Annotated in this window: 14 protein-coding genes; 11 read left to right on the top strand and 3 right to left on the bottom strand. The window is 75.3% G+C overall.

What is annotated here, in order from left to right; all coding sequences use genetic code 11:
• Positions 1-10 precede the first annotated feature (10 nt).
• On the top strand, positions 11-1,036 hold the full coding sequence (locus ACWDVG_RS18110) for a LacI family DNA-binding transcriptional regulator (RefSeq protein WP_451700230.1): 1,026 nt from the start codon (positions 11-13) through the stop codon (positions 1,034-1,036).
• 113 nt (positions 1,037-1,149) lie between these two features.
• On the opposite strand, the gene xylA is transcribed toward ACWDVG_RS18110, so the two are convergent.
• Positions 1,150-2,319: a xylose isomerase gene (xylA, locus tag ACWDVG_RS18105; RefSeq protein ID WP_451700229.1), complete on the bottom strand. Its 1,170-nt coding sequence runs from the start codon at positions 2,317-2,319 to the stop codon at positions 1,150-1,152.
• A gap of 124 nt (positions 2,320-2,443) precedes the next feature.
• Between xylA and xylB the strand changes: the two genes are divergently transcribed.
• The 5 genes from xylB to ACWDVG_RS18080 all read left to right on the top strand — a co-directional run bounded on the left by xylB (position 2,444) and on the right by ACWDVG_RS18080 (position 8,882).
• Positions 2,444-3,922: a xylulokinase gene (gene xylB / locus ACWDVG_RS18100; protein ID WP_451700228.1), complete on the top strand. Its 1,479-nt coding sequence runs from the start codon at positions 2,444-2,446 to the stop codon at positions 3,920-3,922.
• A gap of 342 nt (positions 3,923-4,264) precedes the next feature.
• On the top strand, positions 4,265-5,584 hold the full coding sequence (locus ACWDVG_RS18095; protein ID WP_451700227.1) for an ROK family transcriptional regulator: 1,320 nt from the start codon (positions 4,265-4,267) through the stop codon (positions 5,582-5,584).
• Positions 5,585-5,837: 253 nt separating this feature from the next.
• Complete coding sequence (locus ACWDVG_RS18090; RefSeq protein WP_451700225.1) at positions 5,838-6,806, top strand: alpha/beta fold hydrolase; 969 nt, start codon at positions 5,838-5,840, stop codon at positions 6,804-6,806.
• Between the two features lie 130 nt (positions 6,807-6,936).
• Complete coding sequence (locus ACWDVG_RS18085) at positions 6,937-8,370, top strand: WGR domain-containing protein (RefSeq protein WP_451700224.1); 1,434 nt, start codon at positions 6,937-6,939, stop codon at positions 8,368-8,370.
• Positions 8,367-8,882: a hypothetical protein gene (locus ACWDVG_RS18080; protein ID WP_451700223.1), complete on the top strand. Its 516-nt coding sequence runs from the start codon at positions 8,367-8,369 to the stop codon at positions 8,880-8,882. Before ACWDVG_RS18085 ends, ACWDVG_RS18080 begins: the two co-directional genes overlap by 4 nt.
• A gap of 57 nt (positions 8,883-8,939) precedes the next feature.
• Here the strand turns inward: ACWDVG_RS18080 and ACWDVG_RS18075 are convergent, their stop codons facing one another.
• The gene (locus ACWDVG_RS18075; protein ID WP_451700221.1) at positions 8,940-9,362 is read right to left on the bottom strand and encodes a DUF350 domain-containing protein; all 423 of its coding nucleotides are present in this window, start codon (positions 9,360-9,362) and stop codon (positions 8,940-8,942) included.
• A 273-nt stretch (positions 9,363-9,635) separates the two neighbouring features.
• Here ACWDVG_RS18075 and ACWDVG_RS18070 point away from each other — a divergent pair, with 273 nt between their 5' ends.
• Complete coding sequence (locus tag ACWDVG_RS18070; protein ID WP_451700219.1) at positions 9,636-10,229, top strand: DoxX family protein; 594 nt, start codon at positions 9,636-9,638, stop codon at positions 10,227-10,229.
• A 100-nt stretch (positions 10,230-10,329) separates the two neighbouring features.
• Positions 10,330-11,244, top strand: a complete 915-nt coding sequence (opcA, locus tag ACWDVG_RS18065; RefSeq protein ID WP_451700218.1) for a glucose-6-phosphate dehydrogenase assembly protein OpcA — start codon at positions 10,330-10,332, stop codon at positions 11,242-11,244.
• Positions 11,245-11,319: 75 nt separating this feature from the next.
• Here opcA and ACWDVG_RS18060 read toward each other — a convergent pair whose 3' ends face one another.
• Positions 11,320-12,291, bottom strand: a complete 972-nt coding sequence (locus ACWDVG_RS18060) for an acetylxylan esterase (protein ID WP_451700217.1) — start codon at positions 12,289-12,291, stop codon at positions 11,320-11,322.
• A 319-nt stretch (positions 12,292-12,610) separates the two neighbouring features.
• On the opposite strand from ACWDVG_RS18060, the gene ACWDVG_RS18055 reads away from it, so the two are divergent.
• The 3 genes from ACWDVG_RS18055 (at position 12,611) to ACWDVG_RS18045 (ending at position 16,239) form a co-directional block, all read left to right on the top strand.
• Entirely contained in the window at positions 12,611-12,895 is a 285-nt protein-coding gene (locus ACWDVG_RS18055) for a hypothetical protein (protein ID WP_451700216.1), read from the top strand.
• A 215-nt stretch (positions 12,896-13,110) separates the two neighbouring features.
• Positions 13,111-13,737, top strand: a complete 627-nt coding sequence (locus ACWDVG_RS18050; protein ID WP_451700214.1) for a DedA family protein — start codon at positions 13,111-13,113, stop codon at positions 13,735-13,737.
• Positions 13,738-13,836: 99 nt separating this feature from the next.
• Positions 13,837-16,239 carry a SpoIIE family protein phosphatase gene (locus ACWDVG_RS18045; RefSeq protein WP_451700213.1) on the top strand — a complete coding sequence of 801 codons (2,403 nt, stop codon included), beginning with the start codon at positions 13,837-13,839 and terminating at the stop codon, positions 16,237-16,239.
• Positions 16,240-16,250: the final 11 nt, after the last annotated feature.

The following is a 16,250-nucleotide window of genomic DNA, read 5'->3' as shown; positions in this document are numbered from 1 at the left end:
AACACACAGCATGAGCACAGCAGCGAGCAGGCGCCGTCCCGTCACCATCCACGACGTCGCCCGCGAGGCGGGCGTCTCGCGCGGCACCGTCTCCCGCGTCCTCAACGGCGGGCACTACGTCAGCCCGGCGGCCAAGGCGGCCGTCGACGCCGCGATCCGCAGAACGGGCTACGTCGTCAACCGGCACGCCCGCTCCCTCATCACCGGCAAGTCCGACTCGGTCGCCTTCCTCCTCACCGAGCCGCAGGAGCGCTTCTTCGAGGACCCCAACTTCAACGTCCTCCTGCGCGCCTGCACCCAGGCGCTCGCCGACCGCGACATCCCGCTCATCCTGATGATCGCGGGCACCGAGGACGAACGCCGCCGCAACCTCCGCTACATCGAGGCCGGACACGTCGACGGCGTCCTCCTCGTCTCCAGCCACTCGGGCGACCCCGTGGTGGACCGGCTCCACGAGGCCGGCGTCCCCGTCGTCGCCTGCGGCAAGCCGCTCGGGCAGACCGCCCGGATCGGCTACGTGGCGGCCGACGACCGGGAGGGCGCCCGCGACATGGTGCGCCACCTGTACGCCTCCGGGCGGCGCCGCATCGCCCTCGTCGGCGGCCCCCTCGACACCCCCGGCGGCGTCGAGCGGCTCGCCGGATACCGGGAGACGCTCGCCGAGTGCGGGCTGCCGGCCGACGAGTCCCTCGTCGCCACCGGGGACTACAGCCGGGCCAGCGGAGAACGCGCCGCGCGCACGCTCCTGGAACGCGCGCCCGACCTGGACGCGGTCTTCGTCGCCTCCGACCTGATGGCCCAGGGGGTCCTCGACACCCTCGCCCGCGAGGGCCGCCGCGTCCCCGAGGACATCGCGGTGGGCGGCTTCGACGACTCCCCGGCGGCCCTCTCCACCCGGCCCCCGCTCACCACGATCCGCCAGCCGTGGGACCGGATCAGCGCCGAGATGGTGCGGATGCTCCTGGCCCGGATAGCGGGCGAGGAACCGTCGGCGGTGATCCTGCCGACCGAACTCGTCCGCCGGGAATCGGCGTAGGCCGCCTCTTTCGGATCAGGCAGGAGCGGCCGGGCTCTGTGAGGGGCCCGGCAGCCCCTCTCCTTACCTTCCTGCGCGGGGACGCGCCGCCGGGCGCTCGGCGGCCCGCAGCGTCAGCGCACCCCGAGCAGGTGCTCCAGGGCCAGCTGGTCGAGGTGCTCGAAGGCCATGGAGCGCGCGCCCGCAGCGTCGGCGTCGAACGTCTCGTACGCGGTGGGGTCGGCGAGCAGCTCGGCGAGCCCCTCGGCGGCCGTCGGCACGGCCAGTTCGGGCAGGCGCGAGGCGGTGAGCGCGGCCTCGACGGCGGGGTCGGCGCGGAAGGCGGCGGCCCGCTCCTTCAGGATCAGGTAGTTGCGCATGCAGTTCTTCGCGGACTCCCACACGCCGTCGAAGCCGTCGGTGCGCACCGGCTTGAAGTCGAAGTGGCGGGGGCCGGTGTAGCCGGCCGACTCCAGCAGGTCGACGAGCCAGAACGCCTGGCGCAGATCACCGGCGCCGAAGCGGAAGTCCTGGTCGTACTTGATGCCGGACTGGCCGTTGAGGTCGATGTGGAACAGCTTGCCCGCCCACAGGGCCTGGGCGATGCCGTGCGGGAAGTTGAGCCCCGCCATCTGCTCGTGGCCCGTCTCCGGGTTGACGCCGACGAGCTCCGGGCGCTCCAGGCGCTCGATGAACGCGAGCGCGTGGCCGATCGTGGGCAGCAGGATGTCGCCGCGCGGCTCGTTGGGCTTGGGCTCGATGGCGAAGCGGAGGTCGTAGCCCTGCTCGGTGACGTACTGCCCCAGGAGGTCGAAGGCCTCCTTCATGCGGTCGAGCGCCGTGCCGACGTCCTTGGCGGCCCCGGACTCGGCGCCCTCGCGGCCGCCCCAGGCGACGTAGGTGGTGGCCCCGAGCTCGACGGCGAGGTCGATGTTGCGCAAGGTCTTGCGGAGCGCGTAGCGGCGCACGTCGCGGTCGTTGGCGGTGAACGCGCCGTCCTTGAAGACGGGGTGCGCGAAGAGGTTCGTGGTCGCCATCGGCACCGCGAGGCCGGTGCGGTCGAGGGCCGCGCGGAAGCGCTTCACGATCGCGTCCCGCTCGGCGTCCGAGGACCCGAAGGGCACGAGGTCGTCGTCGTGGAAGGTGACGCCGTACGCGCCGAGGGCGGCCAGCCGCTCGACCGACTCGACCGGGTCGAGGGCCGGCCGGGTGGCGTCGCCGAACGGGTCGCGGCCCTGCCAGCCGACCGTCCAGAGGCCGAAGGTGAACCGGTCCTCGGGGGTGGGGGAGTAAAGCTCCGGCATGGGGATGTCCTTCGCGTGAGCCGGGCGCCCAGGTACTGGCCGCCAGATTTGTTTTCTGAGATAACTAATACGCCACGGGACCCCGCGGCGCCAGACCCGGACGCAGGAGAGAAGAGGTGAGGGCGTGCGCACCACCCGCGCCGTCGTGATCGGAGTGGACAGCTCCACCCAGTCGACCAAGGCCGCGGCCGTCGACGCCGACACCGGAGAACTGCTCGCCATCGGCCGCGCACCGCACACCGTCACCGGCACCGGCGGCGCCCGCGAGAGCGACCCCGAGGAGTGGTGGACCGCGCTCGTCACCGCCGTCCGCGCGGCCGTACGGGACGCGGGCGTCCCCGCCGAGGCCGTCACCGCCCTCGCCGTCGCCGGACAGCAGCACGGCCTCGTCGTCCTCGGCCCCGACGGCCGCCCCGCACGCCCCGCCCTGCTCTGGAACGACACCCGCTCCGCACCGCAGGCCGCCGCCCTCGCCGCCCGCCTCGGCGGCCCCGCCGCCTGGTCCGGGCGCACCGGCTCCGTCCCCGTCGCCTCCATGACCGCCGCCAAGTGGCAGTGGCTGCGCGAGCACGAACCCGCCCACACCAAGGCCGCCACCGGCGTCCGCCTCCCGCACGACCACCTCACCGAGCGCCTCACCGGCACGGCCGTCACCGACCCCGGAGACGCCTCGGGCACCTGCTGGTACCGGCCCTCCGACGGCGCCTACGACCCCGAGGTCCTCGACCTGCTCGGCCTCGACCCGGCCCTGCTCCCCGCCGTCGCGCCCACCGGAGCCACCCCCGTCGGCACGCTCACCCCCGCCGCCGCTGAGGCCCTCGGACTGCCCCCTACCGTCCTGGTCGCCGCCGGGACCGGCGACAACATGGCCGCCGCCGTCGGCCTCGGCCTCGGCGGCGCCGGACTCCTCGACCACCCGGTCGTCAGCCTCGGCACCTCCGGCACCGTCTTCGCCGCCACCCGCGCCCGCCCGGCGGACCCCGGCCTCGCGGGGTTCGCCGCCACCGACGGCACCCGGCTGCCGCTCGGCTGCACCCTCAACTGCACGCTCGCCGTCGACCGGTTCGCCACGCTCCTCGGCCTGGACCGCGAGGACGCCGCACCGGGCGGGGGCGTCGTCGTCCTGCCGTACCTCGACGGCGAACGCACCCCCGACCTCCCGCACGCCGCCGGACTCGTCACCGGCCTGCGGCACGACACCGACCCCCGCGCGATCCTCGGCGCCGCCTACGAGGGCGCCGCCTTCACGGTCCTGCGCGCCCTGGACGGCCTCCTCGCCGCCTGCGGCCTCGACCCGGACGACCCGGCCGTACGCGACCGGCCCCTGCGCCTCATCGGTGGCGGCGCCCGCGGCCGGGCCTGGACCGACACCGTCCGCAGGCTCTCCGGCCGCCCGCTGGTCGTGCCCGCCGCCACCGAACTCGTCGCCCTCGGCGCCGCTGCCCTCGCCGCGGGCGCGGTCACCGGGGAGGACCCCGTCGCGCTGGCCACCACCTGGGGCACCGGCACCGGCACGCCGGTGCCGCCGCTGCCGCGGGACGAGGAGACCTGGCACCGCATCGCCGACGTCCTGGCGGCGTCGACACCGACGCTGCTGAGCTGAGCTGAGCTGAGCCGAGCCGAGCCGGGCGAGGGGCGGGGGCGTGGGGCGCCGGGGCGGGCCGGGCCCGACGGCTCGGCCCCGCGGGCGAAACCGCGGCCGGGGTTGCCGGTGCCGCGACGGGAGCAGGCGGGACGGTCGTCGGGCGCCGCCCAGCGGCGCGGGCGGGAGGCACCACCGCCTGCCGCTCCCTGATCCGGCCTGATCGACAGGACACCCCAGGCGACCCTGGAGGAACCGGCGACCATGGAGGAACCGGCGACCATGGAGGAACCGGCGGCCGGGGACGGGCGGGTCCAGGGGGGTGCGTGGGGTCGCGAAGGGGCGACTAGGCTCTCGCTCACCATGAACCAGCCCACGGAACCCAAGGCCGACAAGTCGGGAGTCCGGCGGCACAACCTGAGTCTCGTCCTGCGGACCGTCCACGAGGCGGGCGAGACGACCAGGGCGGCCGTCGCGGCCCGCGTCGGTCTCACCCGCCCCGCCGTCTCCTCCCTCGTCGAGCAGCTCCTCGACCTCGGGCTGCTCGTCGAGTCCGGCAAGACGTTCAGCGGCCAGGCGGGACGGCCCGGCACCGTCCTCAAACCCGCCCCCACCGGCCCGGCCGGGCTCGGCGTCGAGATCAACGTCGACTACGTGACCGTCTGCGTCGTCGACCTCACGGGCACCGACCGGGTGCGCCGCGTGGCGCACCGGGACAACCGCACCGCCTCCCCGGAGCAGACCCTCGCCCACGCCGCCGCCCTCGCCGCGGACGCCCTCGCCGAGGCCGCCGCGCTCTCCCTCACCCCCGCCGGCGCGGGCCTCGCACTTCCCGGCCTCCTCTCGGCCGGAACCGTCCTCCAGGCGCCCAACCTCGGCTGGCACGACGTCCCGGCGGAACGTCTCTTCGGCGAGGCCCTGACGGCACGCGCGGATCACGCCCCGACGGCCGGGCAGGCCCCGACGGCCGCGCCCGGCCGGAGCGCCCCGCCCGGCTCCGTGGCCGCCGCCCCGGCTCCGGGCGACCGTCCGGTCCTCCCCGTCACCTCGGACAACGAGGCCAACATGGCGGCCCTCGCCGAGCTCCGGTTCGGCACCCTCGGGGACGTCCGCACCTTCCTGCACCTGACCGGCGAGATCGGCGTCGGCGGCGCGATCGTCGTGAACGGCGAACTCCTGCGCGGCGCCCACGGCTTCGCGGGCGAGATCGGCCACCTGGTCGTCGACGCCGCGGGACCCCGCTGCCGCTGCGGTTCGCGCGGCTGCCTGGAGCAGTACGCGGGCCAGGCGGCGCTCCTGAAGGCGGCCCGGGCGAGCCACGTCGACGACCTCGTACGGCGGGCGGGAGCGGCCGAACCCGAGGCCCTCGCGGCCCTCGCCGAGGCGGGCCGGATGCTCGGCCGCGCCGTCTCCGGCGCCGTGAACCTGCTCGACCCCGAGGCGGTCGTCCTCGGAGGCATCTACCCGCGCCTGATGCCCTGGCTGGCCCCGGCCGTCGCCGAGGAGCTCGCCGACCGCGTCGTCTCGGGCCTCTGGTCCCCGACCGGCCCCCGGCTGCGCCCCGCGTCCCCCACCACCGACGCCGCCCGCGGGGCCGCCTCGCTCGTCCTCCACGACATCCTGGCGGACCCCCTGGCGTTCACGAAGCCGCGGGTCCTGCGGCGCCCGGACCGACCGGCCTGACGCACCGTCGTGGCGGCGCCCGTGCTCTCGTGGGGCCCTCACGCGCGGGAGACGAGGATCACTCCACGACGGCGGTGTCCGGTCGAGTCGACCGCCGCTACCGTGGCGTCGCCGCCCCGGCGTCGGGTCCACGGGCGGTGGCCGGTGGCCCGGTCGTACCCCGCCGCGGCATCCGGCGGCACCCGCGGAGCGGCCCGGTGGCCACCGAGGCGGCGGGAACCACCGGAGCCGCCCCTCTGGAGTCAGGAGTCGCATGTTCACCTTCACCTCCCGGGACGGCGTCGGCATCCACGTCCACGAGTGGCCGGCGCTCTCCGGCGAGGCGCGCGGCGTCGTCCAGATCGCCCACGGCATGGGCGAGCACGCCGGTCGCTACGCACACCTCGCCGAGCACCTCGCCGGCCTCGGTCACGCCGTCTACGCGGGCGACCACCGCGGCCACGGGCTCAGCATGCACGCGGGCCCCGGCCACCTCGGCGAGGACGGCTGGAACCTGCTCGTCGAGGACATGGCCGCGCTCACCCGCATCGCCCGCGAACGCCACCCCGGCGTCCCCGTGATCCTCCTCGGCCACAGCATGGGCTCCTTCGCCGCCCAGCAGTACCTGCTCGACCACGCCGCACTCGTCGACGGCGTCGCCCTCTCCGGCACCACGGCGGTGGACGGCCTCCTCACCGGCCTGGCCCACGCCGCCCGCCGCGCCACCGCGGAGCGCACGCAGGACGCGGCCCGCGCCGACGCCGCACACGCCGACGCCACGGACAGCGACGGCGCCGCAGCGGGCCGGGGCGGTGGCGGCGTCTTCGACGCCTTCAACGCGCCCTTCGCACCCCACCGCACCGAGGCCGACTGGCTCAGCCGGGACGAGCGGCAGGTCGACGCCTATCTCGCGGACCCCCTCTGCGGCTTCGCCGCCGACGGCCGGGGCATGGCCGACATGGGCGCCGCCGCCGCCCGGCTCGCCGCCCCCGAGGGCATCCCGGCCGGACTGCCGCTGTACGTGTTCGTCGGCGACCGCGACCCCCTGAACGCCCGTCTCTCGCTGAGCGACCTGCTGGTCGCCCGCTACCGCAGGGCCGGGCTCGACGACGTCACGTACCGCAGCTACCCCGGCGCCCGCCACGAGGTCCTCAACGAGACCAACAGGGACGAGGTCGTCGCCGACCTCACCGCCTGGATCGAGCGCGTGGCCGGGAACCGGGCCGTTCGTCGTACCCCGTGAAGCCGTACGAAAGCCGTACGAGGAGACCGGCGCCGTCCCGGGCCGCGAGGAGCCGCGCGAGCCGTTCGGCCCGGGCCGGCCGGGCCCCCGATCGGAGCCGTTGTCAGTGGCGGGACCTACCGTTCTCGACATGACGACGACTTATCTGGAGCTGTCCCAGGACGGCGGCGGTGCCCACAAGTTCTACGAAGTGACCGTCGACGGACTGGACGTGGCGGTCCGTTACGGCCGGATCGGCGCGGACGGCCAGACGCAGCGCTCGTCCTTCCCCAGCCAGGAGAAGGCGCAGGCCGCCGCGGCCAAGAAGATCGGGGAGAAGGTCCGCAAGGGTTACGCCCCCGCGGTGCGCGGACAGCGCGCCGCCCGGGCCGTCACGCGCCGGGCGGTCACCTCCGCTCCCTCCACGGCCCGCGCGGTCGCCCCGGTGCTCTGGCGGTTCCGGACCGGCTCCGCCGCGTTCGGCGTCCACGTCGACGACGAGCGCTGCTGGGTGGGCAACCAGGCGGGCGACGTCTTCACGCTGGACCACTCCGGCGAGGTCCGGGCCCGCTTCGGCCTGCCGGACGGCGTCAAGTGCCTGGTAGCGGACGACTTCTGGATCTACGCGGGCTGTGACGACGGCAAGGTCTACGACCTCTCGTCGAAGCTGCCCTTCGCCGCCTACGACATCGCCACCGACGTCGACATCTTCTGGCTCGACATCCACGAGGGCGTGCTCCACGTCGCCGACCGCTCGGGCCGGCTCACCGTCATCGACCACGAGGACGAGCACCAGTGGGCGCGCGGCGGCCAGGGCGAGCACGCCTGGATGGTCCGCGCCGACGGCGACGCCGTCTACTACGGCGACACGCGCGGCGTCGCGGCCCACGCGCCCGACGGGGGCGGCGAACTCTGGCACACCGCGACCGAGGGCAGCGTCCTCTTCGGCTGGCAGGAGGCGACCGCCGTCTACGCGGGCACGTCCCGCAAGAAGGTCCAGCGACTCGCCAAGAAGGACGGCCGGGTCGAGGCCGTGTACGCCTGCGACAGCCCGGTCTACTCCTGCGCCACCTCCCCGGGCGGGCGGTTCGTCTTCGCGGCCGACTCGTCCTCCTCCGTCTACTGCTTCGCCGAGGACGGCACCCGCCTCTGGAAGCTCGGCACGGGAGGCGGCTCGGCGCTCTCCATGCAGTACCGCGACGAGCGGCTCTACCTCGTCACCACCGACGGCTCCCTGGTGTGCGTGGACGCGAGCGAGGCGGCCGTCCGGGCCGCCCAGGAGGGCACGGTCCCGGTGGCCCGTGACATCAAGCTCGCCGCCGCGCTGCCCACGTACGAGCCGGCGACGACGGCCGCCGCCGTCACCACCCTGAGCGACGCCCCGGCGGGGTCGATCGTCGTCGAGTGCGTCCAGGAGTCGGGCAGGACCCGCGTCCGTGTCGTCTCCCAGGGCTACGACCCCGCGTGGAACGTGCAGTTCCCGAGAGCCGTCAGGGAGCCCGGCGCGCGGTACGTCGTCGACGCCCTGCACGCCGCCGCGGGCGGCTTCTACCGCGTGCGCGGCGACATCAGGCGGCTCCTGTGACCACGCCCGAACGGCCGCGGCGCCCCGAGCGGCCCGGTGGCCCGGCGGAGAAGGGCGTGTTCGAGGCGGCCACCGGGGACGGGCCGCCGCTGCCGCCCGACGCCGAGCAGCGGGCGCGAGAGGTCCGCGCCGCCCTCGACGGCCTGCTCGGCATCCGGCGGCTGACCAACGGAACGGGCGGCGACCCCGCTGCCGTACCGGCCGAGTGGGAGCGCAGACAGCCCGTGCGGGCCGTGGCCCTGGCCCTCGAGGCGGGCGGCTTCGCGCCCTCGGCCGTGGATTCCGCGGGGGAGCGCACCGCGACCGGATACCGGGTCACGGCGGGGGAGCGTCCCGGCACCACCGTGGTGGAGTGGCTGGGTCCGCCCGGCGGCGGGGCCGCCCAGGAGGAGGCGACCGCGCTCGCCGGATGCGTCCGGGCCCTGGAGCGGCTCGGCTGGGAGGCCTTGCTCTACCGGGGGCCGCGCGGGCGCCGCTTCCTGGAGGTGGAGCCGGTCACGGCCCCGCGGTGAGCGCCCGGGCAGGCGCCCGGGGTGGGCGTCGGCACGTGAAGCGCCCGGGGGCGGGCCTCAGGCGATGGAGGCGGAGACGATCGCCGAGACCGCGAGGTTGCAGGACGCGGTCACCCAGACGGCCGGGTGCGGCTCCGGGTCGACGAGGGTGGCGCCGAGCCTGCCCGGCGTGACCAGGTCCACCACCAGGAACGCCACGGCCATCAGGACCAGGCCGAGCAGACCGAACGCGGCGGTCGAGACCAGGCCCTTGCCGAAGTTGTCGTACGTCGTCCAGATGGAGGTGAAGACGATGCCGCCGATGCCGAGCAGCGCCGAACTCAGCAGGACCGAGGCGTTGCGGTTGCGGTCCTCCCAGATCTGCCGGCCGAGCTTGCCGGGGGTGAGCAGGTCCACGAGGACGATGCCGAGGATGAGCAGCACCACGCCGAGGGCGCCGTAGGCGGTGGCCCGGCCGAGGCCGTTGACGATGTCGCTCATGGAATGCCGGCTCCGGAGGTAGGTGGCGATCGCGAGGATCGGCGGTCAAGGACCGGCAAAATGTAGCGCACACGTCAGGGGCACCCGCCGCCCGCCCGGACGCCGTGACGACGTCGGACGGGCGAGGGGCGCCCGGGCGCACCGACGCCGGCGGGCCCCCGCCGTGCGACGTGACTCAAGTGGAGTACCGGGGCCGCCGCCCGGGCGGCGGTGACGACGGCGGGGGCGGAGAGTGGACGACGTACGCGTCCCCTCCCGCACCTGGAGAACCCCATGGCCCACCTCAACCGACGCGACCTCGGGCTGCTCGTGCTGAGGGTCGGCACCGGCGCCGTCCTCGCCGCGCACGGCACCCAGAAGCTCTTCGGCTGGTTCGGCGGCGGCGGCCTGCAGGGCACCTCCAAGGCCATGGAGGCCATGGGCTTCTCGCCGGGCCGGCAGAGCGCCGTCGCCGCCGGGCTCGGCGAGGCCGGCGGCGGCGCGCTGCTCGCCCTCGGCCTCGCCACCCCCGCCGCCGGAGCCGCCGCCGCGGGCGCGATGGCGGGCGCCGTCGCCGTCCACGCCCCGGCCGGGTTCTTCGCCCAGGGCGGCGGCTACGAGTACCCCGCGTTCCTCGGCTTCACCGCCGCCGCCATCGGCGTCACGGGCGCCGGGCGCTACTCCCTCGACCACGCCACCGGACACGTCCTCGACCGCCCCTGGGTGGTGGCCACCGCCTTCATCGGCACCGCGCTCGCCGCGGCGGCCGTGGTCGGCCGCCGGGCCGAGGCCCAGTCCGCGGGGTCCACCGCCGACGAAGGGGCCTCCCCCGAGGGCGAGTCGACGGCCGGCACGACCGGTGGGGCCGCCGGTGCCGAGCCCGCCTGACCATCCCCGTACCGCCTGACCACCCCCGTACCAGGGGACCGCACGCGCCCGACGCGCGGGCGCGTTAGGCTCGCCGCAGAGGAAGGGACGGGCGCCGGGCATGAAGATCGATCTCACGGACACCAACTCCAGCAAGATCAACAAGGCGATCCTGCAAGGCCGCAGAGCCGTCGGCACCCCCGCCGCCGGAGTCGTCCTGACGCTGGTCATCGTCACCGACGAGGAGAACGCCTACGACGCGGTCAAGGCCGCCAACGAGGCCTCGAAGGAACACCCTTCCCGCACGCTCGTCGTCATCAAGCGCCACGCCCGCTCGCCACGCGAGCGCCACGAGACCCGGCTCGACGCCGAGGTCCGGGTGGGCACCGACGCGGGATCCGGCGAGACGGTCGTCCTGCGCCTCCACGGCGAACTCGGCGCCCGCGCCGACTCCGTGGTCCTGCCGCTGCTGCTGCCCGACGCGCCCGTCGTCGTCTGGTGGCCCGTCGACGCCCCCGAGGTGCCCTCCAAGGACCCGCTGGGCTCGCTCGCCCAGCGCAGGATCACCGACATGTACGCCGTCGAGGACCCGCTCGGCGCCCTGGACGCCCGCGCCGCCTCGTACGCCCCGGGGGACACGGACCTCGCCTGGACGCGGCTCACCCCCTGGCGCTCGATGCTGGCCGCCGCGCTCGACCAGGCCCCCCTGGCGGTGACCTCGGCCACCGTCGAGAGCGAGGCCGAGAACCCGAGCGCCGAACTCCTCGCCCGCTGGTTCGAGGTCCGGCTCGGCGTCCCGGTCGACCGGGTCGTCACCGACGGCCCCGTCGTCACGGCGGTCCGCATGGGCACGGCCGACGGCGAGATCCGCATCGACCGCCCCGAGGGGCCCACGGCCCGGCTCGCGATCCCCGGCCAGCCGAACCGCGTGCTCGCCCTGAAGGTGCGCACCACCGCAGAGCTGATCGCCGAGGAGCTGCGCCGCCTCGACCCCGACGAGGCCTACGAGGCGGCCCTGCGCAGCCGCCCCGCCTGACCGGCCGGGCGCCCCCCGTCGGTTCAGCCGCGCAGGCGCCCCCGTCGGTTCAGCCGCGCAGGCGCCCCCGTCGGTTCAGCCGCGCAGGCGCTCCGGCAGCCAGCGGAGCTGGAGCTCCTGCTGGAACGGGCCGCCGCCCTCGTGGTCGTTGAACTCGTACACCTCGATGGCCTTGTCCGCCTCCGCGTACGCGTTGAACGCCGCGAACACCGTCGACGGCGGGCACGTCTGGTCCTCCAGCGCCGTCGAGAACAGCGCGGGCGCCGTCGCGCGGGCCGCGAAGTGCACGCCGTCGAAGTAGGCGAGCGTCTCCCGCACCTGCCGCACCCGGCCCCGGTGGGCGGCCAGGTACATGGCGATCTCCCGGTACGGCCTGCGCTCGGTCACCGTCACGGCGCGCGGGAAGTCGCACAGGAACGGCACGTCCGGAGCCACCGCCACCAGGTCGCGCACCAGCCCGGCGACGGCCACCGTGAGGCCGCCGCCCTGGCTCACCCCGGTCACGGCCGTCCGGAACGCGTCCACCAGCGGATGCGAGCGCGCGGCCTCCACCGCGCGCACCGCGTCCGTGTAGAGCCGGCGGTAGTAGTACGCGTACGGGTCCTCGATGCCGCGCGTCATGTGGCCGGGCGCGGCGGGAGCACTGCCCACCGGGTCCGGGGTGTCACCGGTCGCCCAACCGCTGCCCTGCCCGCGGGTGTCCATCACGAAGTGCGCGAACCCGGCCGAGGCCCAGAGCAGATGGGTGTGCGCGAGGCTGCGCCCGCCGCCGTACCCGAGGAACTCGACGATCACCGGCAGCGGTTCGGTGGTCCCCGCCGGAAGGACGAACCACCCCTTGACCGGCTGCCCGCCGAAGCCGGCGAAGGTCACGTCGTACGCCTCCACCGTCGTGAGCCCCGTCTCGACGCGCTCGAAGCGGGCGTCCAGTTGGTGGCCGCGCGCCTCGTCGAGGGTCTTCGCCCAGAAGGAGTCGAAGTCCTCGGGCTCCACCGACGTGCTGCGCCAGCTACGGAGCTGATCGAGGGGCAGGTCGAACCGGGACATGCGTACCGCCTTGTTCATGAGGTCGTGTGCGAGATCTCGACCGGTCGCTCCCGGCCCGCACCACCCTACGTCGGCCGCCGCACCGCCTCACCCCTCCGGCCGACCGGCCACCGACTGTCCGCCGACCGGTCGGCGGACGGGCCCGCCGAGCGGGGCGCGAGCGGGCCGCCGTCAACGCCCCGCACCCGGGTGACCGCAGGTCATCGGCGGTGTCACGCCGTGCTTGAGCGCCGCACGAGGGCCGTCGTGGCATCCTCGGACGAACGTGCCCGCGCCGCACAGGTCCGCGGGCCTTCGACGTCCTGCGCGGAGGGACACCATGCTCATCAGCCACGCCGTTCGCCACGACGTCCTGCACGTCGAGATCGGCCACGAACTGGACGTCACCAACCGGGCGGCGGCCGCCCTCCAGATCCAGCTCCTCGTCCAGACCCACCGCCCCGCCCGGGTCGTCGTCGCCCTCCCCGCCACCGACCCCGCCCCCGCCACCCTGAGCGCGCTCGCCCGTGCCCACCGCATGTGCGACAGCCTGGGCATCCCCCTCACCCTCACCAACGCCAGCCCCCGCACCCGCCGCCTCCTCGCCGTCAACGCCCCCCGGTGACGGGCACCCGAACGACCGACACGGTCACGCGCCCCGTACGCGCCGTCCCGTAGATTTCCCCCCGGCTTCGCCCGTCAGCCGTTGCACGTCCCGGTGACACCTGCCAGCGTCTGTACGAGACGGCCGGCGCACGGGGGGACGGCCGACGTACACGAGGACGGCCGACGCTCGCGGAGGCGGCCGAGGCGCGCGAGACCCGAGGGGAGTCGATCGGTATGGACGGTGCGTACTGGATCTACGCACTGCTCTTCCTGGTCACCGCGCCACCCATGGTGCCCAACTCCGCGGCGCTCGCGGGCGCGGGCGCCCTCGCCGCCACCGGCGACCTGAACCTGCCGCTCCTGATCGCCGTCCCCCTCGTGGGCGCCGTCCTCGGCGACCTCGCCGTCTTCTGGGCCGGACGCCGGTCCAGCGGACGGGCCCTCGGCTGGCTCTCGCGGGACGCCCGACGGCGCTCGACCCTGGAGTGGGTCGCCCACCGGCTCCACCTGTACGGCGTGCCCGCGGTGATCGGCCTGCGCTTCGTCCCCACCGGGCGGGGCATCGGAGCCCTCACCGCCGGCCTCGTCGGCTTCCCCCTGCGCGGCTATCTGCTCGGCGCCGGCATCGCGGAGGCGCTCTTCGTCTCGTACACCGTCGGGCTCGGCTACCTCGGCGGACGGTTCCTCACGGACGGCGGCCCCGCAGCCCTCCTCGTCGGCCCCGCCGTCTCCCTCCTCGTCGCCGGCATCGCCCTCGCCGTCCAACGCACGGCCTGCCGCCGCCCGACCTCCGCCCCGCGGTGGCGAGCCGCGCGGGGCAGCGCCCTGGCGGACTGCTCGACGCGCCCGCTCTCGTCCTGAGAGGGTGTCTCGCCTCCGTACCGCCCGCGCATCGAGGGGCGTGCCGGAGCCGAGGGGGAGCGGACTGCGGTCCCGACCGCTCGGAAGGATGATGGGACCATGGAAGGGCTAGCTTTCACTCCTCCCGGCGGGGCGGACGACGACGGGCGGCTCGGTCCGCCCCCGGCGGCCTTCGCCCTGGTCGCCGCGGACGGAGTGCTCGTCGGGTGGAGCCGTGAGGCCGAGGCCCTCCTGGGGTATTCCGCCGCGCAGGTCGTGGGGCGCCGCGCGGCCGACCTGCTCGTCACCCCGCCCGCCGACCGCCACGGACCGGACGGGCGGCGGCCCGGCCGGCGGCTGCGGCTCGACGGGACGCGCAGTGCCGTCGTGGACGTGCGCCACCGCGACGGAGGCACCGTACGGGTGGCCTTGACGCTGCGCCCCCTGGTCCCCGGAGCGGAAGAGGACCCCACCGGCCGGGCCCCCGCCGCCGTCCTCCTGGCGGCCGAGCTCGAGGAACTCCGCTGGTGGGAGACCCGGCAGGCGATGCTGCAGGGGCTCGTGACCCAGTCGCCCGTGACACTGACGATCTACGGCCCGGGCGCGCGCCTGCTGTGGGCCAACGCGTCCAGCGTCCGGGAGCTCGGCGGCGACCTCACGGCGTCCCTGGGCCGCTCCATGACCGAACTCTTCCCCGGCGACGTCCTCACCACCCAGCACCTGGCACCGCCCGAGGACTTCGTCCAGCAGATCCTCGACACCGGTGAACCGGTCATCGACGTCCACTTCCGGGGCCGGGCCCCGGCCGACCCGCGCCGCGAGCACGTCTGGTCCTCGTCCTACTTCCGGCTCCTCGACGGCAGGGGCGAGCCGGTGGGGGTGTGCGAGCAGTCCATCGACGTCACCGACCACTACCGCGCGCAACAGCGCCTCGCGCTCCTCGCCGAGGCCGGTGCGCGGATCGGCGCGTCGCTCGACCCGTCCGGAACGGCGGCGGAGCTCGCCAAGACCGCCGTGCCGCGGTACGCCGACGCCGTGCTGGTGGACCTGGCCGCCGAAGTGCTCGCCGGAGAGGAACCGAGGCCCGTCTCGGCGTCGGACCTGGTCCGGGTGGCGGACTCCGACGGGGAACCCTCCCGGGTGGGCGAGCCGGTCACGTACGCCTCCGGAACGCCGCAGGCCGAGAGCCTGGCCGGGCGCCGCGTGACCGCGGACGCCGAGGTCGCGCCGACACGGCTCTACGTCCCGCTGATCGTGCGGGGGACGCCCTGGGGCCTGGCCACCTTCGTGCGGGGCGGCGACTCGGAACCCTTCGACGACGGTGACCGGGCGGTGGCGGAGGAGCTGGCGTCACGGACCGCCGTGTGCGTCGACAACGCCCGGCGCTACCGCCGGGAGCACACCGCCGCGTTCACGCTCCAGCGCAGTCTGCTGCCCCGGTCACTGCCCGAGCTGAGCGCCGTCGAGGCGGCGAGCCGCTACCTGCCCGCCGACAGCCACCTCGGCGCCGGCGGCGACTGGTACGACGTCATTCCGCTGTCCGGCGCACGGGTCGGACTCGTCGTGGGGGAGGTCGTCGGCCACGGGCTGGGGGCCGCCGCCACCATGGGGCGCCTGCGGGCCATGGTGCGCACCCTGGCCGAGCTGGACCTCGCGCCCGACGAACTCCTGGCCCGGCTGAACGATCAGGTCGGCAAGGACGCGACCGACCAGAACGCGCAGGGACAGGGACCGGACGCCACCGGCGCTGTGGGAGCGACGTGCGTGTACGGAATCTACGATCCCGCCTCCCGGACGAGCACCTGGGCGGCGGCGGGCCACCCGGCCCCGGCCGTGGTGCAGCCGCGCGGCGACGTCGGCTTCCTCCGTCTGCCGCCAGGACCCCCGCTGGGCGTGGGACGGCTGCCGTACGAGAGCGCGGAGGTGGAGCTCGCCGCCGGGAGCCTGGTCGTGCTGTTCACCGACGGCCTCGTGGAGGCCCGGGGGCGGGGCGTCGCCGCGGGGTCGGACCGCTTGGCGGCGGTGCTCGGGGAACGGCGGGGTGCGTCGGCGGACCAGGTGTGCGCCCAGATCGTCGCGCGGCTGGTGCCGGACCACGTGCGGGACGACGCGACGCTGCTCGTCGTGCGCACCCGTGCGCTGGACGCACGCCAGGTGGCGGCCTGGGAGCTGCCGCCGGACCCCGCGCTCGTCGCGCGCGCCCGTGCGATGGCCGCCGAGCAGCTCGGGCGGTGGGGACTGGACGATCTGGCCTTCACCACGGAGCTGGTGGTCAGCGAGCTGGTCACGAACGCGATCCGGCACGCCTCGGGCACGGTCGGTCTGCGCCTGATCCGGGACCGCTCCCTCATCTGTGAGGTCTCCGACTCGCAGCACACCTCACCGCACGCCCGCTACGCCGGCAACGACGAGGAGGGCGGACGCGGACTGTTCATGGTCGCCCAGCTCACCGACCACTGGGGTACGCGGTACATGCCGGCCGGCAAGACGATCTGGGCGGAACAGGCCCTGCCCGTGCCGTGACGGGCCGACGG

This window comes from Streptomyces sp. NPDC003327, assembly GCF_053589515.1.
This window is presented reverse-complemented; position numbering and strand designations above follow the sequence as displayed.